Source organism: Massilia atriviolacea, from assembly GCF_003953935.1.
GTDB classification, from domain to species: Bacteria; Pseudomonadota; Gammaproteobacteria; order Burkholderiales; family Burkholderiaceae_D; genus Telluria_A; species Telluria_A atriviolacea.
The window spans coordinates 180,577-204,803 of sequence record NZ_RXLQ01000002.1; the positions used below are offsets into that span (position 1 = coordinate 180,577).

General features: G+C 63.2%; 22 protein-coding genes and 4 tRNA genes. 20 read left to right on the top strand and 6 right to left on the bottom strand.

The window, feature by feature from the left end; all coding sequences use genetic code 11:
• The first annotated feature begins 51 nt into the window (after positions 1 to 51).
• From EJB06_RS03885 to EJB06_RS03910, 6 genes are read left to right on the top strand one after another with little or no spacing between them, the layout of a single operon-like run.
• Positions 52 to 972 (top strand): STM4015 family protein, encoded by a 921-nt coding sequence (locus tag EJB06_RS03885; protein ID WP_126072687.1) that lies wholly within the window; start codon positions 52 to 54, stop codon positions 970 to 972.
• A 33-nt stretch (positions 973 to 1,005) separates the two neighbouring features.
• The gene (locus EJB06_RS03890) at positions 1,006 to 2,124 is read left to right on the top strand and encodes an STM4014 family protein (protein WP_126072688.1); all 1,119 of its coding nucleotides are present in this window, start codon (positions 1,006 to 1,008) and stop codon (positions 2,122 to 2,124) included.
• Positions 2,114 to 2,947 carry an STM4013/SEN3800 family hydrolase gene (locus EJB06_RS03895; protein ID WP_126072689.1) on the top strand — a complete coding sequence of 278 codons (834 nt, stop codon included), beginning with the start codon at positions 2,114 to 2,116 and terminating at the stop codon, positions 2,945 to 2,947. Before EJB06_RS03890 ends, EJB06_RS03895 begins: the two co-directional genes overlap by 11 nt.
• Entirely contained in the window at positions 2,944 to 4,323 is a 1,380-nt protein-coding gene (locus EJB06_RS03900; protein ID WP_126072690.1) for an STM4012 family radical SAM protein, read from the top strand. The genes EJB06_RS03895 and EJB06_RS03900 overlap by 4 nt, the downstream gene beginning before the upstream one ends.
• Complete coding sequence (locus tag EJB06_RS03905; protein WP_229426922.1) at positions 4,317 to 5,252, top strand: STM4011 family radical SAM protein; 936 nt, start codon at positions 4,317 to 4,319, stop codon at positions 5,250 to 5,252. The genes EJB06_RS03900 and EJB06_RS03905 overlap by 7 nt, the downstream gene beginning before the upstream one ends.
• 2 nt (positions 5,253 to 5,254) lie before the next feature.
• Positions 5,255 to 5,785 carry a hypothetical protein gene (locus tag EJB06_RS03910; RefSeq protein WP_126072691.1) on the top strand — a complete coding sequence of 177 codons (531 nt, stop codon included), beginning with the start codon at positions 5,255 to 5,257 and terminating at the stop codon, positions 5,783 to 5,785.
• A gap of 6 nt (positions 5,786 to 5,791) precedes the next feature.
• Here the strand turns inward: EJB06_RS03910 and EJB06_RS03915 are convergent, their stop codons facing one another.
• The 5 genes from EJB06_RS03915 to EJB06_RS03935 all read right to left on the bottom strand — a co-directional run bounded on the left by EJB06_RS03915 (position 5,792) and on the right by EJB06_RS03935 (position 12,043).
• Complete coding sequence (locus EJB06_RS03915) at positions 5,792 to 7,039, bottom strand: PepSY-associated TM helix domain-containing protein (protein ID WP_126072692.1); 1,248 nt, start codon at positions 7,037 to 7,039, stop codon at positions 5,792 to 5,794.
• Between the two features lies 1 nt (position 7,040).
• Positions 7,041 to 9,194, bottom strand: a complete 2,154-nt coding sequence (locus EJB06_RS03920) for a TonB-dependent siderophore receptor (protein ID WP_229426923.1) — start codon at positions 9,192 to 9,194, stop codon at positions 7,041 to 7,043.
• A gap of 215 nt (positions 9,195 to 9,409) precedes the next feature.
• Complete coding sequence (locus EJB06_RS03925; protein ID WP_126072693.1) at positions 9,410 to 9,979, bottom strand: hypothetical protein; 570 nt, start codon at positions 9,977 to 9,979, stop codon at positions 9,410 to 9,412.
• 123 nt (positions 9,980 to 10,102) lie between these two features.
• Positions 10,103 to 11,104, bottom strand: coding sequence for an NAD(P)/FAD-dependent oxidoreductase (locus EJB06_RS03930; RefSeq protein WP_229426924.1), 1,002 nt, complete (start codon positions 11,102 to 11,104; stop codon positions 10,103 to 10,105).
• Between the two features lie 24 nt (positions 11,105 to 11,128).
• A complete protein-coding gene (locus EJB06_RS03935; protein WP_126072694.1) occupies positions 11,129 to 12,043 on the bottom strand; it encodes a cation diffusion facilitator family transporter in 915 nt (304 codons plus the stop codon).
• 128 nt (positions 12,044 to 12,171) lie between these two features.
• Between EJB06_RS03935 and EJB06_RS03940 the strand changes: the two genes are divergently transcribed.
• The 14 genes from EJB06_RS03940 to EJB06_RS04005 all read left to right on the top strand — a co-directional run bounded on the left by EJB06_RS03940 (position 12,172) and on the right by EJB06_RS04005 (position 23,412).
• Positions 12,172 to 12,248: transfer RNA gene (locus EJB06_RS03940), tRNA-Val, on the top strand.
• A gap of 73 nt (positions 12,249 to 12,321) precedes the next feature.
• A tRNA-Val gene (locus EJB06_RS03945) sits at positions 12,322 to 12,398 on the top strand.
• 73 nt (positions 12,399 to 12,471) lie between these two features.
• Positions 12,472 to 12,548, top strand: a tRNA-Val gene (locus EJB06_RS03950).
• Positions 12,549 to 12,621: 73 nt separating this feature from the next.
• Positions 12,622 to 12,698: transfer RNA gene (locus EJB06_RS03955), tRNA-Val, on the top strand.
• Positions 12,699 to 12,997: 299 nt separating this feature from the next.
• Positions 12,998 to 14,905: a threonine--tRNA ligase gene (thrS, locus tag EJB06_RS03960; protein ID WP_126072695.1), complete on the top strand. Its 1,908-nt coding sequence runs from the start codon at positions 12,998 to 13,000 to the stop codon at positions 14,903 to 14,905.
• A 32-nt stretch (positions 14,906 to 14,937) separates the two neighbouring features.
• Positions 14,938 to 15,477 carry a translation initiation factor IF-3 gene (infC, locus tag EJB06_RS03965; RefSeq protein ID WP_126072696.1) on the top strand — a complete coding sequence of 180 codons (540 nt, stop codon included), beginning with the start codon at positions 14,938 to 14,940 and terminating at the stop codon, positions 15,475 to 15,477.
• Positions 15,478 to 15,790: 313 nt separating this feature from the next.
• Complete coding sequence (gene rpmI / locus EJB06_RS03970) at positions 15,791 to 15,988, top strand: 50S ribosomal protein L35 (RefSeq protein ID WP_126072697.1); 198 nt, start codon at positions 15,791 to 15,793, stop codon at positions 15,986 to 15,988.
• Positions 15,989 to 16,015: 27 nt separating this feature from the next.
• Positions 16,016 to 16,375: a 50S ribosomal protein L20 gene (gene rplT, locus EJB06_RS03975; protein ID WP_054262959.1), complete on the top strand. Its 360-nt coding sequence runs from the start codon at positions 16,016 to 16,018 to the stop codon at positions 16,373 to 16,375.
• A gap of 124 nt (positions 16,376 to 16,499) precedes the next feature.
• Positions 16,500 to 17,516 carry a phenylalanine--tRNA ligase subunit alpha gene (gene pheS / locus EJB06_RS03980; protein WP_126072698.1) on the top strand — a complete coding sequence of 339 codons (1,017 nt, stop codon included), beginning with the start codon at positions 16,500 to 16,502 and terminating at the stop codon, positions 17,514 to 17,516.
• A gap of 17 nt (positions 17,517 to 17,533) precedes the next feature.
• Positions 17,534 to 19,960, top strand: a complete 2,427-nt coding sequence (pheT, locus tag EJB06_RS03985; RefSeq protein ID WP_126072699.1) for a phenylalanine--tRNA ligase subunit beta — start codon at positions 17,534 to 17,536, stop codon at positions 19,958 to 19,960.
• Between the two features lie 107 nt (positions 19,961 to 20,067).
• Positions 20,068 to 20,415, top strand: coding sequence for an integration host factor subunit alpha (locus EJB06_RS03990; protein ID WP_054262956.1), 348 nt, complete (start codon positions 20,068 to 20,070; stop codon positions 20,413 to 20,415).
• An 8-nt stretch (positions 20,416 to 20,423) separates the two neighbouring features.
• Entirely contained in the window at positions 20,424 to 20,840 is a 417-nt protein-coding gene (locus EJB06_RS03995) for a MerR family transcriptional regulator (protein WP_126072700.1), read from the top strand.
• Positions 20,841 to 21,046: 206 nt separating this feature from the next.
• Positions 21,047 to 21,679: a response regulator transcription factor gene (locus EJB06_RS04000; RefSeq protein WP_054262954.1), complete on the top strand. Its 633-nt coding sequence runs from the start codon at positions 21,047 to 21,049 to the stop codon at positions 21,677 to 21,679.
• A gap of 194 nt (positions 21,680 to 21,873) precedes the next feature.
• Positions 21,874 to 23,412, top strand: a complete 1,539-nt coding sequence (locus EJB06_RS04005; protein WP_126072701.1) for a CHASE3 domain-containing protein — start codon at positions 21,874 to 21,876, stop codon at positions 23,410 to 23,412.
• On the opposite strand, the gene EJB06_RS04010 is transcribed toward EJB06_RS04005, so the two are convergent.
• Positions 23,312 to 24,121 carry a Crp/Fnr family transcriptional regulator gene (locus EJB06_RS04010; protein WP_126072702.1) on the bottom strand — a complete coding sequence of 270 codons (810 nt, stop codon included), beginning with the start codon at positions 24,119 to 24,121 and terminating at the stop codon, positions 23,312 to 23,314. The genes EJB06_RS04005 and EJB06_RS04010 overlap by 101 nt on opposite strands.
• Positions 24,122 to 24,227 lie beyond the last annotated feature (106 nt).

Here is a 24,227-nt window from a genome sequence, read left to right on the forward strand (position 1 = left end):
TTGCCAGGGCGATTCGCGCCAGCGGCCTTTTCACTTTTCCGGACGCATACCATGCCGATTTCAGAAGATACTGTCACCTTTTTCAACAGGACGGTTACCGAGTACGACGCCGACGAGCCGGTCGCGTTGTCCGACGATGTCGTCTATCGCTTGTCGCGCGAGTACGACGGCGAGCAAACGATGCCGGAAATGATGGAAGAGTTTTTCGGCCGCATCGACAAATCCAAGCTCGACGCGCTCATCATCGGAATGTGGAGCGATGAATGCGACGATAGTTCGGCCGAGGCTGTCGAGACCTTGCTCAAGCATGCAGGCGAGTTGCAGAACCTGCGCGCGCTGTTCATCGGCGACATGACGTATGAAGAATGCGAAATTTCGTGGATCGTCCAGAGCGACCTGACGCCGCTGCTGAAAGCCTTCCCGAACCTGGAAGAGTTCAAGGTGCGCGGCGCCAACGGCCTGGAATTCCAGCCGTTCACCCACGCCAAGCTGAAAAAATTCACCATCGAAAGCGGCGGCCTGCCATCCTCCGTGGCGCAGGCGGTGGCGGCCTCGAGCATGCCGGCGCTGACCCACCTGGAACTGTGGCTGGGCTCGGAAGACTATGGCTTCGACGGCGATCTGGCGCTGTACCAGGACCTGGTGGCCAAGCTGCGCACGCCGACCCTGGCCTACCTGGGCTTGCGCGATTCGGAGATTGCCGACGAGCTGGCGGTATGGCTGGCCGCTTACGACCTGGTCGGCTGCCTGAACACGCTGGACCTGTCGCTCGGCACCCTCGGCGATGTCGGCGCCGAAGCCCTGTTCAACAGCCAGTACGTGCCCAAGCTCAATACCCTGGACCTGGAGCACCACTACATTTCCGAAGAATGGCAGGACAAGCTCAAGACGCTGAAGATCACGGTCGACCTGTCCGATCCACAAGAGCTGGAAGATGAAGACGACGAGCGCTACGTCGCCGTCGGCGAGTAAGATGCCGCGATGGATGGCGCCGGGCTGCCGCGCATGCTAGACGGCAGCGCGCACCTGCCGCTGGTGTTGCTGGGCGTGCGTGGCGGCAAGCGGGAAACACTGCTGCAGGCGGCACGCGCCTCGCTCGGCCAGCCTGCGGCCGTGGTGGTCGACTGGGCCGAGTGGCTGGAGCAGCCTGCGCTGCTGACGGCCAGCCTGGCCCGTCCTTGCATGTTCAAGATCGACTCGCCGGGCGACGACGCGCGCGTGCACGCCGTGCTGATGCGTGAAGGCTGCGCGTCGCTGGGCCGCAGCCTGCCGCGTGCGCCCGATCATGGCGAAATCGCGGTCTCCGACGACTGGTTCGCCGGCTTGACGCTGGCGCTGCAAGGCGTTGCGGCGGAACTGTCGGCGCTGCCCCATGTCCTATCATTCAACGCACCTGACGAATTGCTGCTGATGACAGACAAGCTGGCTTGCCAGCGGCATCTGGCTGCGCACGGCATTCCGATTCCCCGCCTGCTCGGTCCCATCGGCGGCTACGCGCAGCTGCGCGCGGTGATGGACGAGCACGACCTGAAGCAGGTGTTTCTCAAAACCCGCTACGGATCGAGCGCGTCCGGCGTGGTGGCGTACCGCCGCAACGGCCGTGGGGCCGAGCAGGCCACCAGTTCCGCCAGCCTGGTGCCGGGGGCCGATGGCGCGCGCCTGTACAACGTCAAGCGCTTGCGCAGCTACGACACGCAGGCCGACATCGTGCAACTGATCGACCTGCTGGCGCGCCAGCAGATCTATGCCGAAGCGTGGATTCCCAAGCCGCGCCATGGCAATGGGCATTTCGACCTGCGCGTGCTCACCCTGGGCGGCCGGCCGGCGCACCGGGTGGCCCGGGTCGGCGCGCGCATGATGACCAATCTGCACCTCGACAACCAGCGCGCCGATGTGGCCAGCCTGCTTGGCGACAAAGACCATGCCGCGCTGGAACAGGCAGCCTGCGCGGCGGCTGCGGCTTTTCCGCAGAGTCACGTCATCGGCCTGGATATGGTGGTGCGCAAGGGACGCGCCCATGTGCTGGAAGCGAATGCCTTCGGCGACCTGCTGCCCAGGCTGCTGTGGCAGGGCCGCGATACCTATGCGGCGCAGTTGCAAAGTTTTGCTTCCCATGAAGCCTGATCCACGCTCGATTCCCGACATGAACAAGGTGGTCGGCAGTCATGACATCGTGTTCATCACGCTCGACACCCTGCGCCATGACGTCGCCCAGCGCCTGTACGAGGCGGGCGAACTGCCGGTGCTGGGGCCGTACCTGCCGCCGGGCGGCTGGGAGCGCCGGCACAGCCCGGCCAGCTTTACCTATGCGGCCCATCACGCGTTTTTTGCCGGCTTCCTGCCTACGCCCGAGCATCCGGGGCGGCATCCGCGCCTGTTCGCGACCGCGTTCCGGGGCAGCGAGACGACCTCGGCCCATACGCACGAGTTTGCCGAGGAAAGCGTGCCCGCCGGCCTGGCGCGCGCCGGTTACCGCACGATCTGCATCGGCGGGGTGGGCTTTTTCAACAAGGAAACGGCGCTCGGCTGCGTCCTGCCGGGTATGTTCCAGGAAAGCCACTGGACGCGTTCGATGGGCGTGGACGGCCGCCGCTCGACCGAACGCCAGGTGGCGCTGGCGATCGCGCGCCTGGCCGCGCTCGGCAGGCAGCGCGTATTCCTGTTCATCAATGTGGCGGCCATCCATTCGCCCAACCGCGGCTACCTGCCGGGCTGCCGCAGCGACACGATCGACAGCCATGCCGCCGCGCTGCGCTATGTGGACGGGGCGCTGGCGCCGCTGTTCGCCGCCTGCGCGGCGCGCGCGCCGACCTTTGCCATCGTCTGCTCCGATCACGGCAGCGCGTATGGCGAAGACGGCTTTCGCGGCCATCGCATCGCCCATGACACCGTGTGGAACGTTCCATACGCCCATTTCTTTATCGACTTTAACGGAACGACGCCATGAACCATCCCGCCACTCCCGGCACGCTCGCCCAGCGCATGCGTCACACGCCGTACCAGGCGTATTCCTATTCCTATCCGCACAAGGCGGCATACCGCGCGCTGGCCCAGCCGGCCTCGCTCGAACAGCTGTGGGCGGCGCAGGACCGCTCGGCCCTGTTCGCCTATATCCATATTCCGTTTTGCGAAATGCGCTGCGGCTTTTGCAATCTGTTCGCGATGGCGCGCCCGCATCCCGAGATGGTGGAACGTTATGTGGCGCAGGTGGTCCAACAGATGCGTGTCCTCGACAAGGTGCTCGGCGCGCGCAGGTTTGCCCGTTTCGCCCTGGGCGGCGGCACGCCCACGTTTTTGTCGGCGGCGCAGCTGCAAACGCTGCTCGAAGGCGCGCGCGATATCCTGGGCATCGATTTGCAGGCCACGCCGGCCGGCATCGAAGCCTCGCCCGAGACCGTCACGCCCGAGCGCATGGCGGTGTGCCGCAGCATGGGCATCGACCGCGTCAGCCTGGGCATCCAGAGCTTTGCGGCGGGCGAGATGCGCTCGCTGGCGCGGCCGCAGCAGAACGAGGTGGTGACCCGGGCGATCGGCCATATCCGCGCTGCGGGTTTTCCGACGCTCAATCTGGACTTGATTTACGGCATCGGCGGGCAGACGGTGGAGAGCTTGCTGGCGTCGATCGACAGCGCCCTCGCGTTCAGTCCGGAAGAGCTGTATCTGTATCCGCTGTACGTGCGCCAGCATACGGGGCTGGGCAAGATTGCCAACAGAAAGGGGGTTGCCTCGTTCGATCCGATCGTGCTGAACCAGGAAGGCGACAGCCGCATGCAGCTGTACGAGGCGGCGCGCGACCATTTGCGCGCGCGCGGCTACGTGCAGGTGTCGATGCGCATGTTCCGCGCACCGCACGCCCCGAGCGAGAGCGGTCCGTCCTACTGCTGCCAGAACGACGGCATGGTGGGCCTGGGCACCGGTGCGCGCTCGTATACGCGCGATCTGCATTATTCGACCGATTACGCGGTCGAGCGGGTCGACACGATCGGCATCATCGACAATTACCTGGCGCTCGACGCCGATAGCTTCACCCATGCGCAGCACGGCTTTGCGCTGGACTTTGACGAACAGCGGCGGCGCTATGTGATCCAGTCGCTGCTGACCGATCCCGGCCTCGATCCGGCGGCGTACACGCAGCGTTTCGGCGGCGATTGCATGCAGGACTTGCCGCAACTGCGGGAATTGGGCGAACTGGGCCTGCTGGAAGAGGGCGCTGCGATGCTGCGCCTGAACGATCGCGGCTACGCGTATGCCGACACCATCGGTCCCTGGCTGGCTTCGGAAAACGTGCGCCTGCTGATGGCGGACGGCGGGACAACATGCTGAGCATGCTGCCGGTTGCCGCACTGGCATCGGCACAGCCGGCGGACGGGGCGCGGGCGCAGCCGGTACTGTCGCTGCTGTACCGGGGCACGCTGTCGGGATGCAATTACGATTGTGTGTATTGCCCGTTCGCCAAGCGGCGCGACAGCCGGGCCACGCTGGCGCGCGACGCGGCCGAGGTGGCGCGCTTCGTCGCCTGGGTGGGCGCGCAGGAGCGCCCGCTCAGCGTGCTGTTCACGCCGTGGGGGGAAGGCATGATCCGGCGCCATTACCAGGAGGCGATCACGGCCCTGTCCGGCATGGCGCATGTGCGCCAGGTGGCGATCCAGACCAATCTGTCCGGACCGCTGGCGTGGCTGGAGCAGGCCGACAGGCGCAAGGTGGGGCTGTGGTGCACTTACCATCCGAGCCAGGTGCGGCTGGCGCGGTTTGTCGAGCGTTGCGTGCGCCTGGAGCGCATGGGCGTGCATTTTTCGGTGGGCATTGTGGCGCTGCGCGAACATTTCGACGCGATCCGCGCCTTGCGCGCCGCATTGCCGCAGCAGCATTATCTCTGGCTCAATGCCTACGGCCGGCGTCCGCCCGGGTATTATCGTCCCGACGACCTGGCCTGGCTCGACGCCATGGACCCATGGTTCAGCTACAGCCGCAATCCCGAGATGTCACGCGGGAAAGCCTGCCGCGCCGGCTCGGAAGCGCTGTCGGTCGATGGCGACGGCGACGTGCAGCGCTGCCATTTCCTGCCGCAGCGGCTTGGCAACCTGTATACGGATCGCCTGGAAGACATGCTGGCCGAGAAGCCGTGCACCCGCCTGCGCAAATGCGATTGCTATATCGGTTACGCGCACCGGCAGGAACTGCCGTTTTATGACGATTTCGGTGCCGGCGTACTGGCGCGCATTCCCTTGCGGCCGGTACCCGCGCAGGGATGACGATGATGCTGCCTCAAATCACGAATCCGCACCGCGTTCTGATCCAGGCCGGTATGTGGGTACACCGTAACTCGGACTGTATCTCGTTCGAGTTGTTGCTGACGCCGGACCAGGCCACGATCCGGTACTTCAGGGGGGAGGGGCCGTGGTGGGAAGACTTTCTGGTCGGCGAGCAGCGTGTGCCGGCCAAGGTCGCTACCGATTTCATCGCCGGCGTCAATGCGGTGATCGGACGCGAGGATCGTTTTGTTAACTGGGGTCGGAGCGGCACGCAATACCATGCCAGGATCAGCGAAGGCCCGGCGGGCACTGCACACCTGCTGGAGATCGACTCGGACGACCTCACTCGCGAGGTGCTCAGAGAAGTGGCGTCCGATCCGGCGCAGCGCCCCGAGGTTGCCGAGTATGCGCGCTCAGCCCTGGCGCGCGATCCGTTCAACCGTGCCTACGCGGTCTTCAGGCTGGCGCAGGCTTTCGCGCACGCGCTCGGTTACGACGTGCCTCCACCGGTGGCCCCGAGATACGGGGACTGACCAGGCCTACTCCAGCACGGGCATACTGCCCTGGCGCACCGGCTGCGACAGCGGGCCGGGCGCGGCACGCGCCGCGACCATCCGCGCACGCCGTTTGCGCACCCAGATCAGCACCCCGGTCACGCTCAGCATCGCCACCACCACGCCCAGGAAGGACAGCACGATCCGGCCCGGCAAGCCGGCGATGCGGCCCGAATGCAGGGGGAACTGGAGCTGCAGGAAAATATCGCCCGCACTGCCGGTGCCCGGTACGCGGTCGGCCGCGAATGTGCCGTTCCGGCCGTCGAAATACAGCCAGGAATTGCCCAGCCCGACGTCGCCGTGGTCGTTGCCCGGCTGGAAAAATCCGACCCCGTACAGGCCGTATGCGGACGCGTAGAACACGCCGCCGACCGGCTCCGTCCAGCCGCGCTTGCTTCCTTCGGCACGCGCCAGCGCAATCACCTGCTCGCGGCTGACCAGGGCCGGAATCGGTTTTTCCGGCGGATTCATGGTGCGGCTGGCAAACGCATCGGTGCTCAGGGTGGACACGGTCGAGAGCAGCGGACGCACCACGCGGTCGGTCAGGTTCATCGACACCGAGGTGATCGCCAGCACCAGCAGCAAGAGCCAGACCCAGACGCCGCCGGAGCGGTGCAGGTCGAAGTTGAGCTTGTGGCCGCCGGCCTTCCAGCGGAAGGCGAAGGATTTGCGCCAGCTGCGGAAGTTGGGAAACGACAAATACAGGGCGATGAAGCAATCGACCACCCAGACAATGGCGATGATGCCCATGAACCAGATGCCCAGCTCGACGCCGCCCACGTCCGGAATATGCATCGTGTAATGCAGCTTGTACAGGAAGGGCAGCAGGTTTTCGCGCGACAGCGAAATCTGGCCCCACTCGCGCCTGGCCTGGATGGTGCCGGTGACCGGATCGACGCCGATCTGATTAAAGCCCAGCGCGTACGGCTTGCCGGTGGCCGGATCGATCGTGCCTTCGACCGACATCATCGACGTATGGCCCGGCTCGACCTCGGTCATCACATAGGTGACGCGCACGCGCGGATCGGCCGCCTCGATGGCGCGCGCCAGCGCGGGGCCGGGGATCTGGCGCCGGGCCGTCTCGCCGCTGTGGGCGTGGAACAGGTCCGGATTGAGCGCCGCGTCGAGCTCGTGATCGAAGGAGATCAGGGCGCCCGTTGCACCGGAGATGAACAGAAAGATTGCAACGCCGAGTCCGAACCAGCGGTGGAGAACGACCAGTGCATGGCGCATATCAATACGTCCAGTTGAGGGTGGCGCTGGCGCTGCGTGGCGCCGCGTAGTAGGCCTGGCTCCAGTACAGCGAGGTCAGGTATTTTTTATCCGTGACGTTGTTCAGGTTCACGGCCAGGGTCATATTGCGGTTGATGTCGTAACGCGCCAACAGGCCCAGCGTGGCGTAGCTGTCCTGGCGCGTGACGATGCCCGGTTCCTGCTCGCGCTCGATGTCGCTCTGCCAATTCAGCTTGGCGCCGATCTTGAGTTGCGGCACCATCGGCAGGCGGTAGGTGGTGGACATGCGCAGCAGGCGGCGCGGCACGTAGGTCCGGGTCTTCCTGCCTTCGCCGTCTTCCACGTTGAGGTGGGTGTAGCCGACGCTGGCCAGCCAGCCTTTGGCCAGTTCGCCCGTCACTTCCAGTTCGGCGCCGGTCGATTCGGCATTGATGCCGCGATAGACGGCCTTGCCGCCATTCATTCCTTCCTGCTCGGCGGTATTGTCCTGGCGCGCCCGGAACAGGGCGCCGGAGTAGCTGGCTTTGCCGTCGAACAGGTCGCCCTTGAAACCGGCTTCGGCGCTGCTGCCCATGATCGGGTCGAGCGCGACGCCGTTGATGTCCTGCTCGCTTTGCGGACTGAAGATTTCGGTGTAACTGGTGTACAGGCTCAGCTGTGGCGCGACCTCGTACACCAGCCCCAGGTAGGGCGATGTCTGGCTGGCCGATTTCTGCTTGCTGCTGCCGTAGGACAGGCCGGTCGAGTCGGCCTTGGTCGTGTTGAAGCCGGCCAGCAGCTTAAGCTTGTCGGCCAGCGCGAAGCGGCCGGCCGCGTACACGGTCTTGCGCACGTCTTCATAGGTGCTGCCGTCGAAGCGCTCGTCGAATGCCGGAATCGGATAGGCGCCGGTAAAATCGGTCGCCGGCGTGAGCGGGGTGCCGATGCCGCGGCCGTAGCCGGACAGGTCGTCCAGGCGCGAGCGCGACCAGCTGGCGCCGAAGGACAGATCGTGCTGGCGCCCGCCCAGCGCGAACTGTCCGCTGGCGCCGATGTCGAACAGGGTCTGGCGATTGTCCGAGCGGTAGGCCGAGGGGTAGGAGAACAAGCCAGCGCCTGTGGCCTTGTCCGGCGTGCCGTACACGTAGAACAATTGCGAGCGCGAGGATTCGGTGTTGCGGCTCAAGGTGGACTTGAGCGCCCAGCCCTGGCCCAGCTGGTGGTTCAGCTCGACAAAGCTGCCCTTGGTCGTATTGTTCCAGAACGACCAGTCGGCTGAGGTGCTGGTGCCGGTCGGGTAGTCGGTCGGGCTGCCGTCGGTGTAGTACAGGGGCAGGGCGCCCCACATGCCGCCCTTGGACTTGTTGTCCTGCCAGGCGTGGCCGACGCTGAGCAGGGTGTCGCTGCCCAGTTTCGCTTCGACGATGCCGTAAGCGAGGTTTTTCCTGGTCTGGTAGCGGTCCAGGTAGGAATCGCCTCGCTCGCTGGCCACCACCACGCGGCCCTTGACGCTGCCGCTCTCGTTCAGCGGGCTCGACACGTCGGCGTCGATGCGGCGCGTGTTCCACGCGCTCAGGGTCAGGCCGGCGTTGGCGGCAAAGGCGGCGCCGGGGCGCTTGCGGATGAAGTTGACCGTGGCGGACGGATTGCCGGTCGAGGCGGCCAGGCCGTTGGCGCCGCGCACGATGTCGACACGGTCGAACAGGGCGGTATCGAGCTTGCCCATCATGTTGCCGAAGACCAGCGGGGTGCCGACCCCGTCGACCTGGAAGTTGATGATGTCGAAACCGCGCGCGACATAATAGGTGCGGTCGGTTTCGACTTGTTCGACGGTGACGCCGGTGCTGTTGGCGAGCACGTCGTTGACGGTGTCTAGACGGAAATCGTCCATGCGCGCCCGCGTGACGACGGAGACCGATTGCGGGGTGTCGCGCAGGGTCAGGGTGAGTTTGCTGGCACTGTCGCTCTCGCGTACCTTGTAGGCGCCGTGCTCGCTCGCGCCGGTGACGGTGATGACCGGCAGGACGGCGGCCTCGGGCGCGTCGGGTGCGTCGGGTGCCGCCTCGGCCGCGCTGGCGGCGCCGGCGTGGCCGAGCGCCATGGACAGGGCGAGGACCAGCGGACGCAGGCGTGGGTGGGAGAACGACGGGACGGACGTGTTGATACGGCGAGGCATGCAAAAACTCCTGGAGCGAGAAGAATCGTCACTGGCTTGGAGATGGCAACCTGGCTTGTCAACGATGTGCGGATGAGGTGCGTCTGTCGTCAATACAGATGCGAATGATTCTCATTTTACCAAAAAGGGCACCTGGGCGCAAACCGCCGGGCGTGCCGGCCCCGCGGGGCTGGCGGCCGGGGAGGCCGGGCTGGCGCCGGACGGAACGCGGACGGTCAGTAATCGCAGCGGTAGTAATGGCCCATGATCGGCACCACGCGGCCGGCGCATTCGGAGAAGGGGGAGAGGTCGCTGCTGGTCCACGCGGCGCTGCCTGCCGGCTCGGCGATGCGGCCGCTGGCGTCGTAGATGACATACGTCGTGTTGGTGCCGATCGTGCTCCAGTCGTAGGCCAGGACCGGACGCTTGCCGGCCGGGTGCGTGACCAGCTTGTTATCGAAGGCTTGCCGTTCCGACATCAGCTGCACCACGTTCGACGCGCGCCCGACGGTCGCTTGCAGCAGTTCGGGCACCGACAGCAGCGCCGCCAGTACGACCACATACGTCGCCATCGAGGCGGCGCGGCGCCAGCGCTGATGCAGCACGGCGCGCACCAGGCCGAACAGGGAACATAGCCCGCCGAACAGGGCGACAGGCAGGATCAGCATGCCCGCCAGGCCGGAGAACGGCACCACGAGGACAAAGGCGAGCAGGGAGGCGCCCAGCAGCCAGATGGGCCAGCTGAAGTAGGCGTCGCCGCTGTGGGATGGGCTTGCGTGTTTGCTGCCGTGCGCGATAGTTGACATGATCGTAATCTTTCGCAAGTGAACTGGCGACTTGTTTTTATCGTCCTGGGCCAGTAGCGTGGCCTAGTTTGTCACTACCTTGCCTTTAGCGCAATTTGTTTTTGCTGCCGTGCGGCGCCGCTTCTAGATGGGGCGTTCGCGGAAATGATAGGGCAGCACATGGTGAATGCGGGTCGCCGCGATCGCAGCTTGCCCGGCGGCTACACTTATCTGGTTCAAGCCCTGGGCCACGTCGCCGATGGCGTACAGGCCTTCCACGCTGGTCTGCTGGTGGGCATCCACCTGCAGTTCCATGCAGGCCGATGTTTCCGCCCCGAGCGAGGCGGCCAGGTCCGAGCGCGCCGTTTCGCCCAGCATCGGATACAGCACGTCGCTCTGGTAACACTCGCCGTCGTCGGTGTGCAGCAGCGGCGTCATGCGCTCGCTCATGGTCACCCCGCGCAAGGGCGACGCGATGTAGCGCACGCCCGCCTCCAGCAGGCGCTGGCGGTCGGCCTGGTCGACCAGGGCCTCCGCGCCGCGTTCGAACAGCATGACGTCGGCGGAAAAGGTGCGCATGAACAGGGCGTGGCCGACCGGGTTGGTGGCGGACGTGACCACGGCAATCTTCTGGTCCAGCACGTCGAAACCATCGCACACCGGGCACAGGCGCACCGCGCCGCAGGCCACGGCCTCGAGAAAGCGTTCGATCGGCATGCCGGTGTCGGCGATGCCGGTCGCCAGCAGGACCGTGCGGGCGCGGATTTCGCCGCCGTCGTGCGCGGCCACGAAGCAGCCGTCTTCGCGCACCAGGCGCGTGACTTCGCCCTGGATCGCCTCGCCGTCGTAGCGCTTGAGCTGGGCGCGCAGTTTGCCGAGCAATTCCTGGCCATGGATGCCGTCCGGGAAGCCGGGGTAGTTGTGGGTGACGGGAATCCAGCCCAGCCGGCTGTTGCCTTTGTCGACCAGGATGATGTTGCGGCGGAAGCGGCGCAGGTAGATCGCCGCCGTCAGCCCGCCGGGGCCGCCGCCGATGATCAGGGTGTCGTGGATGGTGGAGGCGGGCAGGTAGGGGATCATGGCCGCATTATCGGCACTGCGCGGACGGCGGGCCATCGGTACGCCGCCCGCCGCGCGGTAAGACATGGCTTACAGCATCTTGCGCGACGGCTAGTCGTGCGGCTCCGGCTGCAAGGTCACGTGGTCGATGCCGTGCCTGGCCAGCAGCATGTTCTTGACCGAGGCCAGCACCTCGGGCCACTCGCGCAGGTTCTGGATGCGCAGGTGGCCGATCAGGGCCGGCTGGCCTGGCGACATATCCCACACATGCAGGTCGTGCACCGACAGCACGCCCGGCACGGCGGCCAGGTCGGCGCCGACCTGCAGGTAATCGATCTGGTTCGGCACGCCTTCCATCAGCGCATGATAGGACTCGCGCAGCACGCCGATGGTCGACTGCAATATCAGCACGGACACGAACAGCGACAGCAGCGGATCGATCGGCATCCAGCCGGTGTAATAGATGACGGCGCCGGCGGCGATGGCTGCGATCGAGCCGAGGATGTCGCCCATCACATGCACCAGCGCGGCGCGGGTGTTGACGCTTTCCTGGTCGCGCGAGAGCAGCCAGGCCACCAGCAGGTTGATCGCCAGGCCGATGGCGGCAACCACGAAGACGGTGCCGCCCTGTACCTGCTGCGGCGAGCCGAAGCGGTGCAGGGCTTCGAACACGATCCAGCCGACCACGGCCAGCATGGCGAGGGCGTTGACGAAGGCGGCCAGCGCTTCGGCGCGGCCGAAGCCGAAGGAGTGGCGCGCCGAGGGCGGACGCTTGGCGATCAGTTGCGCCAGCAGCGCCAGGCCGAGCGCGGCGGCGTCCGTCACCATATGGCCGGCGTCGGAAATCAGTGCCAGCGAATTGGAGAGGAAGCCGGTCAGCACTTCGACCGCGGCGAACACCAGTGTCAGGCCGAGGGCGAAGGCGAGCGCGCCCTGGCTTCGGCCGACGGCGACGTGGGTATGTTTGGCGTCGCCCTTGTGGTGGGCGTGCAGGTGGGCGGAGGAGGGAGTCGGTTTGGCGTGCATGCGCAGCAGTGTAATGGAAAACCCCGGCGCATTCCCCTGCCGCCAGCCGGGGTAAAGTGGGGAGCTTGAACAGCGTGTTGAAAAAGCGCTTGTCATCCGGGGAATGGCTCTCTATAATGCTGGTCTTCGGGCGGTTAGTTCAGCTGGTTAGAATACTTGGTCGACATCCAAGGGGTCGGGGATTCGAATTCCTCACCGCCCACCAGTTTTCGCAGTATCGTAGCAGGCAGTAAAGCGCAGTAAGGCAGAGTTGTTCCAGCAACGCTCATGCTATATCAGGGCGGTTAGTTCAGCTGGTTAGAATACTTGGTCGACATCCAAGGGGTCGGGGATTCGAATTCCTCACCGCCCACCAGTTTTCGCAGTATCGTAGCAGGCAGTAAAGCGCAGTAAGGCAGAGTTGTTCCAGCAACGCTCATGCTATATCAGGGCGGTTAGTTCAGCTGGTTAGAATACTTGGTCGACATCCAAGGGGTCGGGGATTCGAATTCCTCACCGCCCACCAGTTTTCGCAGTATCGTAGCAGGCAGTAAAGCGCAGTAAGGCAGAGTTGTTCCAGCAACGCTCATGCTATATCAGGGCGGTTAGTTCAGCTGGTTAGAATACTTGGTCGACATCCAAGGGGTCGGGGATTCGAATTCCTCACCGCCCACCAGAACATGCAGTACTGAGTAAGAGAGAGAAAGGCACCATGGTTATGACACCGCGAACTACGACGGAGTTGTTCCAGCGACGCTAGTCGAGGTGTTTTCTTTTGCTTATTCAAAACGAAAAAACGCGGCTAGTCCGCGTTTTTTTTCGTCCACGTTTTTGTTTGTCCTTTTTGTTTGTCCTTTTTGTTTGTCCTTTTTGTTTGTCCTTTTTGTTTGTCCTTTTTGTTTGTCCTTTTTGTTTGTCCTTTTTGTTTGTACTTTTTGTTTGTACTTAAATAGCAGTTTCGTTCAGGAGAACAGCATGGTTTCAGTCCGCCTTCCCGATGGTTCCGAGCGCCAGTTCGATGGCCCAGTCACCGTAGCCCAGGTCGCAGCCAGCATCGGTACCGGCCTGGCCAAAGCGGCCCTGGCCGGCAAAGTCGACGGCAAGGTCGTCGATACCTCCTTCCTGATCGAGCACAATGCCGATCTGGCCATCATCACCGACAAGGATCCCGAAGGCCTGGATGTGATCCGTCACTCCACCGCCCACTTGCTGGCCTACGCCGTCAAGGAGCTGTATCCGGAAGTCCAGGTCACCATCGGCCCGGTGATCGAGAACGGTTTCTTCTACGATTTCTCGTACAAGCGCCCGTTCACGCCGGAAGACCTGGTGGCGATCGAAAAGAAAATGGCCGAACTGGTCAAGAAGGATGAAAAAGTCACGCGCACCGTCCTGCCGCGCGACGAGGCGGTGGCCTACTTCAAGTCCATCGGCGAAGACTACAAGGCGGAAATCATTTCTTCGATTCCCGCCGGGGAAGACGTGTCGCTGTACGCCGAAGGCGGTTTCACCGACCTGTGCCGCGGCCCGCACGTGCCGAACACGGGCAAGCTGAAAGTCTTCAAGCTGATGAAGGTGGCCGGCGCCTACTGGCGCGGCGACTCCAAGAACGAGATGCTGCAGCGTATCTACGGCACCGCCTGGGCCAAAAAGGAAGACCAGGAACTCTACCTGCACAACCTGGAAGAGGCGGAAAAGCGCGACCACCGCAAGCTGGGCAAGGCGCTCGACTTCTTCCACTTCCAGGACGAGGCGCCGGGCCTGATCTTCTGGCATCCGAAGGGCTGGACGATCTGGCAGCAGGTCGAGCAGTACATGCGCAATGTCTACCAGGTCAATGGCTATCAGGAAGTCAAGGCGCCCCAGATCCTCGATCGCGGCCTGTGGGAAAAGACCGGCCACTGGGATAACTATCGCGAAAACATGTTCGTGACCGAATCCGAGAACCGTTCGTACGCGCTCAAGCCGATGAACTGCCCTGGCCACATCCAGATTTTCAATTCCGGCATGAAGAGCTACCGCGACCTGCCGCTGCGCTACGGCGAGTTCGGCCAGTGCCACCGCAACGAGCCGTCCGGCGCGCTGCATGGCATGATGCGCGTGCGCGGTTTTACCCAGGATGACGGCCACATCTTCTGCGCCGACGAGCAGATTCCCGGCGAAGTTGCCGCTTTCCACCAGCAGGCGATGGAAGTCTACACCGCCTTCGGCTTCCAGAATATCGACGTCAAGCTGGCCCTGCGTCCGGACAGCCGCATCGGCTCCGAAGAAAGCTGGGACATCGCCGAAGAGTCGCTGCGCAGCGCGCTGCGCGCCTGCGGCGTGTCCTGGACCGAGTTGCCGGGCGAGGGTGCGTTCTACGGTCCGAAGATCGAGTACCACCTGAAAGACAGTCTCGGCCGCGCATGGCAGGTCGGCACGGTGCAGATCGACCCGTCGATGCCGGGCCGCCTGGGCGCCGAATACACGGCCGCCGACAACACCAAGAAGGTGCCGGTCATGCTGCACCGCGCGATCGTCGGTTCGCTCGAGCGTTTCATCGGCATCCTGATCGAAAACTACGCCGGCGCGATGCCGCTGTGGCTGTCGCCGCTGCAGGTATCGGTGCTCAATATTTCCGATTCGCAAGCCGAGTACACCCAGGATGTGGCGGCGAAGCTGCGCAAGCTGGGGTACCGCGTTCACGCTGATTTGCGCAACGAGAAAATTACGTTTAAAATACGTGAACATTCCGTCCAAAAAGTGCCGTACATCCTCGTGATCGGCGACAAAGAGCGGGATGCCAACACTGTGGCCGTGCGAGCTCGTGGCAATGTCGATTTGGGAGTCATGTCCCTCGATGCCCTGGTGGAGCGCCTCAAACACGAGGTCGATTCCAAAGCTTGACGAGTTAACGCTCGACGCGGCTAATTCATCAGATTTTAAAAGGAAACAACATAGCTACTGACAAGTCGCATCGCATCAATGGCGAAATCACTGCCCCCGAAATGCGTTTATCCGGGGTGGATAACGAGCCGCTTGGCATTGTGAGCCTGGCTGAGGCTTTTCGTCTGGCCGAAGAAGCGAACGTAGACCTGGTGGAAATTGCGCCGACCGCGCAACCGCCGGTATGCCGTCTGATGGACTACGGCAAGTTCAAATATTCGGAACAGAAGAAGGCGCACGAAGCCAAATTGAAGCAAAAGATCATTCTCGTGAAGGAAGTCAAATTCCGTCCGGGGACTGATGATGGCGATTACAATATCAAGCTGAAAAACCTGATGAAGTTCCTCGATGAGGGTGACAAAACCAAGATCACGCTGCGTTTCCGCGGCCGTGAAATGGCGCACCAGGACATCGGCTTCCGCATGCTGGAACGTCTGAAAGCCGATCTCGAGCCGTATGGCCAGGTCGAGCAGTTCCCGAAGATGGAAGGTCGTCAGATGATCATGATCCTCTCGCCGAAGAAGAAAAAGTAAGCAAAGAACGGGCGGCCCAGGCAGCTTGTGAAAAAAAGCGCCCCGCCACGCAAGTGCCAGGGGCGCTTTGTTTTGTCGTGCGCGCCATGCGCCAGCGCCGTCATCCCCGCCTGCGCGGCGACGGAGCGATGAGCGGGTTGTGTCAGGTGGAAACTTTAACCCGGCAGGCTTGCATTTTCCGGCGCTTTCTGTGTTATGATCTCCGGCTTCCTCCTTCACTGGCGGAAGACAATGTGAAAGCAGGCATCTAAGTGCAGCACAGCGTTGCCACCTGCAATCCTATAATGGAGCTGTCCGGAAGGACAGAACTGCTATGCCTAAAATGAAGACCAAAAGCTCCGCGAAGAAGCGTTTTCGCGTGCGTCCAGGTGGAACCGTTAAATCGGGTCACGCTTTCAAACGTCACATCCTGACCAAGAAAACCACCAAGAGCAAGCGCCAACTGCGCGGAATCACGAACGTCGACGCGTCGGATGTCAAGTCCGTCATGCGTATGATGCCGTCGGCTTAATCTCACCACTCAATTTAAGGAGTTACTATGCCTAGAGTAAAACGTGGGGTTACAGCTCGTGCCCGTCATAAGAAAATTCTTGTACAAGCCAAAGGCTACCGTGGTCGCCGCAGCCGTGTATACCGTGTTGCCAAGCAAGCAGTCATGCGCGCTGGCCAATACGCTTACCGCGATCGCCGCAACAAGAAACGCGTATTCCGCCGCCTGTGGATCGCCCGTATCAACGCCGCTTCCCGTGAGCATGGCGTAACGTACAGCGTATTCATGAACGGCCTGAAAAAAGCATCTATCGAACTGGACCGTAAAGTCCTGGCCGATATGGCTGTGATGGACAAGCCGGCCTTCGCCGCGATTGTCGCAGCAGTGAAAGCCAAGATCGCTGCGTAAGCAATGATCGATGCAAGCGCCGCCTGCGGGTGGCGCGAAAAGAGCGGGGCAGAGGTTCAAACCTGTGCCCCGTTTTTGATTGTGGCGCGTGCGCCAGTCCCGCTCAACAGGAAAAAAACATCGCATGAACTCCCTGGAAGAACTCGTCGTCTCGGCACAGGCTGACTTTATCGCCGCCGAAGACGCTGCCGCACTGGAAAACGCCAAAGCCAAGTACCTTGGCAAGACTGGCCAGATTACCGAGCAAATGAAGGGCCTGGGCAAGCTCGACCCCGAACAGAAAAAGACCCAGGGTGCGCTGATCAACGCCGCCAAGGTCCGGATCGAAGCGGCCCTCAGCGCGCGCCGCGATGCGCTCGCCAATGCCCAGCTCGAAGAACGCCTGAGCGCCGAAGCCATCGACGTCACCCTGCCGGGCCGCGGCCGCTCCAAGGGCGGCATCCACCCGGTGATGCGCACCTGGGAGCGGGTCGAGGAGATCTTCCGCTCGATCGGTTTCGATGTGGCCGACGGCCCCGAAATCGAGACCGACTGGACCAATTTCACGGCGCTCAACAGCCCGGAAAACCACCCGGCGCGCTCGATGCAGGATACCTTCTACGTCGAAGGCAAGGACAGCACCGGCAAGCCCCTGCTGCTGCGCACCCACACCAGCCCGATGCAGGTGCGCTACGCGCGCACCCACACGCCGCCGATCAAGGTGATCGCGCCGGGCCGCACCTACCGCGTCGACAGCGATGCGACCCATTCGCCGATGTTCCACCAGGTCGAAGGCCTGTGGATCGCCGAAGACATTTCGTTCGCCGACCTCAAGGGCGTGTACCTGAACTTCGTCAAGGCTTTCTTCGAGACCGACGACCTGCAGGTGCGTTTCCGCCCGTCCTACTTCCCGTTCACCGAACCGTCGGCCGAGATCGACATCGCCTTCGGCAGCGGCCCGCTCAAAGGGCGCTGGCTGGAAGTGTCGGGCGCCGGCCAGGTGCACCCGACGGTGGTGCGCAACTTCGGGCTCGACCCTGAAAAATTCATCGGCTTCGCGTTCGGCTCCGGCCTGGAGCGCCTGACGATGCTGCGTTACGGGATCAACGACCTGCGCCTGTTCTACGAAGGCGACCTGCGCTTCCTGAAGCAATTTAACTAATTCAAGGTTCACTGATTATGCAATTTTCCGAAAATTGGCTCCGTACCATGGTCGATCCGAAGATGACTTCGGATGAACTGGCGCACATGCTGACCATGTCCGGCCTGGAAGTGGAAGAAGTCGAGGCGGTCGCCCCGCCATTCTCGAACGTGGTCGTGGCCGAAGTGCTGGAAGTGAGCAGGCACCCGAACGCCGACCGCCTGAACGTGTGCAAGGTCAACGTCGGTACCGGCACCCTGCTCAACATCGTGTGCGGCGCGCCGAACGTGCGTGCCGGCATGAAGGCCATCTGCGCCATGGCCGGCGCGATCCTGCCGCCCGGCGCGGACGGCAAGCCCTTCGTCATCAAGGTCGGCGAGCTGCGCGGCGTCGAATCGCAGGGCATGATGTGCTCGGCCAAGGAACTCAAGCTGTCCGAGGAAAGCAGCGGCCTGATGGAGTTGCCGGAAGATGCACAGGTCGGCCAGAATATCCGCGATTACCTCGCGTTGAACGACCTCAAGTTCACCATCAAGCTGACCCCGAACAAGGCCGACTGCCTGTCGGTGCTGGGCGTGGCGCGCGAAGTGTCGGCCCTGACCGGCACCCCCCTGACCTTGCCGCAAACGCGCCAGGTGGCGGTGAACGGCAGCGAAATCCTGCCCGTCAAGATCAGTGCGCCGGACCTGTGCGGCCGCTTTACCGGCCGCGTCATCCGCGGCCTGAACGCCAGGGCATCGACCCCGGACTGGATCCGCCAGCGCCTGGAGCGCAGCGGCCAGCGTCCGCTGTCGGCCCTGGTCGATATTTCCAACTATGTCATGCTGGAACTGGGCCGTCCTTCGCACGTGTTCGACATGGACAAGATCCACGGCGCGCTCGACGTGCGCTGGGGCAAGCAGGGCGAGTCCCTCAAGCTCCTGAACGGCAACACCGTCGAGGTCGACGACTGGATCGGCGTGATCGCCGACGAGCAGGAAATCGAATCGCTGGCCGGCATCATGGGCGGCGACGCGACGGCGGTCTCGCTCGACACCACGAATATCTACCTGGAAGCGGCGTTCTGGTGGCCGAACGCGATCCAGGGCCGCGCCCGCCGCTTCAACTTTTCGACCGATGCGGCGCACCGCTTCGAGCGCGGCGTCGATTTTGCCACGACCGTCGAGCATATCGAACGCATCACCGCCCTGATCGTCGAAATCTGCGGCACGCCGGAGACCGTGGTCAGCCCGATCGACGACCAGATCGTCAACGTGCCGCTGCCGAAAGCCGTTACCCTGCGCACCGCGCGCGCGCAGAAAGTCATCGGCGTGCCGGTCACCGACGCCATGGTGGCCGACATCTTTACCCGCCTTGGCCTGCCGTTCACGCAGGAGCCCGGCGTGTTCTCGGTGACCGCGCCGACCTACCGTTTCGATATCGAGATCGAGGAAGACCTGATCGAGGAAGTCGCCCGCGTGTACGGCTTCGAGAACATCCCGGCCTTGCCGCCGGTGGCCGCCAGCCAGATGATCGTCGCCCCGGAAAACACCCGTTCGCTGTTCGCGGTGCGCCACCAGCTGGCCGACCTCGGCTACCAGGAAGTGGTGAACATGAGTTTCGTCGATTCCGCATGGGAAACCGACTTCTCCGCCAATACCGACCAGATCAAGCTGGTCAACCCGATCGCCAGCCAGATGAACGTGATGCGTTCCTCGCTGATCGGCTCGCTGGTCGCCAATGTCCGCTACAACCTGAACCGCAAGGCGGGCAGGGTGCGCGCCTTCGAAGTGGGCGCGATCTTCCGCCGCAATGCGCAGGCGCAAGATGGACCGCTCAGCGTGGCCGGTTTCGACCAGCCCAAGCGCGTGGCCGGCATCGCCTACGGTCCAGCGCTGGACGAGCAATGGTCGGTCAAGTCGGCCGCGGTCGACTATTTCGACGTCAAAGCCGACGTGGAAGCCCTGTTCGCGCCGCGCACCCTGCGCTTCGTGAAGACCGCGCACCCGGCCCTGCATCCGGGACGCTCGGCCGCGATCGAACTGGACGGCCAGGAAATCGGTTTCATCGGCGAATTGCACCCGCGCTGGCTGCAAAAGTACGATTTGCCGCAGGCACCCGTCCTTTTCGAGGTGGATGCCATTGCGTTGCAGCAACGATCCGTGCCAAAATATGAAGAGATTTCGAAATTCCCCGGCGCCACGCGCGACCTCGCTTTTGTCGTGAAAACCACGGTGGCGGCGCAGGCCCTGCTCGACGCTTTCACTGCGGAATTGCTAGTAAATCCGGCAGGAAAGATTGTGCAAGCCATTGTTTTGTTTGATGAATATCGCGGAAAAGGCCTGGAAGCCGACGAAAAAAGCCTTGCTTTCCGCTTTAGCTTGCAAGATACTCAAACCACCCTGCAGGACGATGTGGTCGAAGGCGTCATGAAGGCGCTGGCTGCGTCGGCAGAGCAGAAACATGACGCGAAGTTGCGTTCATAACCGATCCCACGAGCAGTTACGACACGAGGCAGGGCTGTAAAATTAATAACAACGACGTTGATTCCGCCGTACTCCAGTCGGCGCTGGCGGCCGACCTGCACCGTGCGATGCAGGTCGCCAGGGTGCGCCAGGACGCGGAGAAGAATCTGCCGACCCTGACCAAGGCCGAGCTGGCCGAACTGCTGTTCGAGCAGGTCGGCCTGAACAAGCGCGAAGCCAAGGACATGGTCGAGACCTTCTTCGACGAGATCAGGAACGCGCTCGAGCGTGGCGAAGCGGTCAAGCTGTCCGGCTTCGGCAACTTCCAGCTGCGCGACAAGCCGCAGCGCCCGGGCCGCAACCCGAAGACCGGCGAGGAAATCCCGATCACGGCGCGCCGTGTCGTGACCTTCCACGCCAGCCAGAAGCTCAAGGGCATGGTCGAAGAGACCAGCCCGATGGCGCGCGCCGCCTGAGCTGAACCATGAACGATCGTGCGAGCAAGGCCGACCTGATCGTGCTGCCGGCCATCCCGGCCAAGCGCTATTTCACGATCGGCGAGGTCAGCGATTTGTGCGGCGTCAAGCCGCACGTACTTCGCTACTGGGAGCAGGAATTTACCCAGCTTAAACCTGTCAAACGACGTGGAAACCGCCGTTATTACCAGCACCATGAAGTGTTGCTGATCCGTCGTATCCGCGAACTGTTGTACGAACAGGGCTTTACGATCAGTGGTGCGCGCAATAAACTCGATAGCCGCATCGGCGGGGCCATGGCGCCGCCGGACGATGCCATGGCGCAGCAGGACGCCGTGGCGGCCCCGCCGAAGATCGAGCGCGCCGCGATCCGCAGCGAATTGCTGGCCATCCTGGCCGTGCTCAAAGGCACGGCTCCGGAATAAGGCGGTGGCGGCGCTTCGGTGGAAACAGCAGGGGCCTCGTGCCCCTGTGCTGTTTTTCGGGGCCCATGCAGGCGAACTGGGCCGAGCGGGGCGTCATACGTGTTTGTACTGAACAGCCAGAGTGCTAGAATACTAACGCATGCGCAGTGCCGGGCGCGCGGTTTGCCTCGGCTCTTTCCTATGCAAGGATAATTTAAGGGAAGACAATGATACGCGTTGCCATATGTGACGATCACCAGATAGTACGTGCAGGTTTTAAACAGATTTTTTCTTCCTCGCCCGACTTCGATGTCGTGGCCGAAGGGGCCACCGGGCGCGAAGCGCTGGACATCGCGCGCCGCGAGATTTGCGACGTGCTGCTGCTCGACATCGCCATGCCGGACCAGAGCGGGATCGACATCCTGCGCACCATCCGCCAGGGCCAGCCGAACCTGCCGGTGCTGATCCTGTCCGGCTATCCGGCGCAGCAATACGCGCTGAACCTGTTCAAGATGGGCGCCAACGGTTACCTCAACAAGGAATGCGAAGCCGACGAGCTCAAGACCGCCGTGCGCACCGTGTTCCAGGGCCGCCGCTATGTCAGCTCGACGGTCGGCGAATTGCTGGCGCAGAGCTTCGACCGCGATCCCAACACGGCCCTGCATACCGAGCTGTCGGACCGCGAGTTCCAGGTCTTCCTGCGCCTGGCCAAGGGCGCCACCGTGTCCGACATCGGCGTGGCGCTGTCGCTCTCGATCAAGACCGTGTCGACCTACCGCACCCGTATCATGGAAAAAATGGGCTTGCAGTCGAATAGCGACCTGACCTATTACGCCATGAAGAACAACCTGCTCGACTGAGTCGCGCGGCCCGGCGGCCCGGCGGCCCGGCGGCACGGCACGCTTGCCTGGCGCACACGCTGTTTTACCCGCCGCGCGGCCCGCCCGCGCCGGCGCGTCCCTCCCTCCTACAGCCCAGTTCGGCTGTGTCTCGGCATTTCCCGGTCTATAATTTGCTTCAGCCCGGCTCTGCAGTGCGCAAAAGGATTTCCAGGATGTATTTTTCCACCGAACCAGCGGTGACCACCGGATTGCCGTTCTATAAGACGGTGGTATGCCTGACGTGCGTGCTGATCCTCATCATCAACGGCGTCAGCCTGTTCCATAATCTCGGCCAGCTCAAGGGCGCCAACGAGATCCAGGGCCAGACCGCCAAGGTGATCGACAAGGTCCAGTACGTCAACGTGCTGATCATGGATGCCGAAAGCAGCTTGCGCGGCTATTTCCTGTCCGGTTCCGAAGTCTACCTGGGACCGCTGCGCACGGCCTCGTCCGAGATCGACGCCCAGTTCGCCGAGCTCGACCGCCTGCTGGCGGACACGCCGTCCCAGCGCCGCAGCCTGGCCCAGTTGCACACCCTGGTCTACCGCAAGCTCGACAGCATGAACCAGGTGCTCGACGTCTACCGCCGTGGCGGGCTGGACGACATCGTCAAGATCGCCGGCTCGTCCGACAGCAAGTCCGACATGGATGAGATCCGCATGCAGGTGGTGATCCTGGTGCAGGAACAAAACGAATTGCTGGCCGCGCGCAGCGCCACCTTCACGCGCGAGTACCAGAACGCCGTCTTCCTCGGCATCAGCATCAACGCCATGGCGATCCTGGTGCTGGCCCTGTTCTACCGCCTGATCCGGCGCAGCTATTTTGCCCGCGTCAGCACCCAGCGCGCGCTGGAAAGCGCCAACAACAACCTCGAATCGATGGTCGTGCTGCGCACCGAGCAGCTGTCGGTGCTCTCGCGCCACCTGATCAGCGTGAGCGAAGAAGAAAAGGCGCGCCTGGCGCGCGAGCTGCACGATGAGCTGGGCGCCAACCTGACCTCGATCAATATCGACCTGAACGCGGTGGCCGACACCGTGCGCACGGCCCAGCCGGAACTGGCCGCGATGCTCGACCGCGCCCGCGCGACCCTGGTCGACACGGTCGAACTGAAGCGCCGCATCGTCGAGAACCTGCGTCCCAGCCTGCTCGATCACCTGGGCCTGGCGGCCGCCGTGCAGAGCTATTGCGACGAGTTCGGGCGCGTCGCCCGCCTCGATTGCGAGGCGCTGATCGATGGCGATGTCGACGTGGCAGGGCCGATGCATGCGATCGCGGTGTTCCGCATAGTCCAGGAGTCGCTCAACAATATTGCCAAGTACGCGCGCGCGCGCCATGTGATCGTGCACCTGGGGCGCGAGGCCGACGGCTTGTCGCTGGAAGTGAGCGACGACGGGGTCGGGATCGATGTCGATGCGGTGGCCAAGCCGAAGTCGCATGGCTTGCTGGGCATGCGCGAACGCGCCTTGCTGCTGGGGGGGAGTTTGCGGGTGAAGCGGGGCGTCAACAACGTGGGGACCTGCGTGGAAGCCTTCATCCCCCTGTCGCGCGTGGCCGACGCGGGGGAAGGGGGGGCCGAGCGGGCGCCGGACAGCTTGCCGGCGCCCCTGCCATTTAGCGGGCTACATCCATCAGCAGGCGATCGTACTCGGTCTTCGCGACCTTATAGCATTCGCCGGCGTACGCTTCGAGGCCCTGGCGGTCAATCACGGTGATATTGCCGCGGCGGTATTGAATCAGGCCGTCATCCTGCAGCTTGCCGGCCGCTGCCGTGATGCTTTCGCGGCGCACGCCCAGCATGATCGAAATCAGTTCCTGGGTCACCTTCAGCTCGTTCGATGCGGAACGGTCGAGGCGGTCGAGCAGCCAGCGGCACAGTTTCTGTTCGATCGAGCTGTGCCGTCCACCGACGGCGTTCTGGGCCATCTGGGCGAACAGGGCATTGGTGTAGCGCATCAGCAGCTGGGGCAGGGCGCCGCCCTGGTTGAACGCGTCGCGCAGGTACTGGGTCTTGAGGCGGTAGCCGTAGCCGGCGCTCTGGACCACGGCGCTGCACATGGCGCGCTCGCCCATGAACAGCGACATGCCGACCACGCCTTCATGGCCGACCACGGCGATCTCGGTGGTGGCGCCGTCTTCCATGACGTACAGCAGGGAGACGATGGCGGTGGTGGGGAAATACACGTTTTCGAGCTTGCTGCCGTACTCGAACAGTTCTTTGCCGAAAGGCAGGGCGACCAGTTCCAGGTGATCGAACAGGGTCTCGAGATCCTTGCGGGGAAGGGCGGCCAGCAATTCGTTCTGCTGGGTGCCGCTAAAGCTGACAACGGGGCGGGCTGCAACTTTTAACTCTTGCGCATTGGCAGGAATCTGGCCGATTGGCGATGCGTTCTGGACGGTTGCACCAAGTTGAGTGTTGTTCATTTTTATTCCTCACTATCTGAGACGACTTTCAAGGGCGTTTCACCTGGAACAGCAGCGAATCGCGATGTACGAACAGTAAAGGTTTCGTCTGTTGGCGAACATAAGA